The organism is Halomonas sp. SIMBA_159, from assembly GCF_046536035.1.
GTDB classification, from domain to species: domain Bacteria; phylum Pseudomonadota; class Gammaproteobacteria; order Pseudomonadales; family Halomonadaceae; genus Vreelandella; species Vreelandella venusta_A.
The window spans coordinates 1-235 of record NZ_JAWJBT010001648.1; the positions used below are offsets into that span (position 1 = coordinate 1).

General features: G+C 55.3%; 1 protein-coding gene. It reads right to left on the reverse strand.

Features of this window, described 5'->3' with window-relative positions; translation table 11 throughout:
- A partial coding sequence (locus R0J87_RS24795; protein WP_498889691.1) for an alcohol dehydrogenase catalytic domain-containing protein occupies positions 1–235 on the reverse strand: 235 nt, incomplete at both ends.

The window sequence follows — 235 nt, forward strand, 5'->3', positions numbered from 1 at the left end:
CGGCTTGCGCCCGACGATGCGCTCGTCAACCAAATGGAATTCACTATGGCCGCCTGCCCGGACATTGGTGCCCGCATAGAATACTTCATCGCCTTCTTTGAACAAGGAACATTCGCTGCCGGCAGCTGTCACAACACCCGCGACGTCCCGGCCGACGATGGTCAAGGAATCGTCGTCCGGTTTTTTCGCATCGCGTGTTTTATAATCGGTCGGATTCACCGATACCGCTTTTACT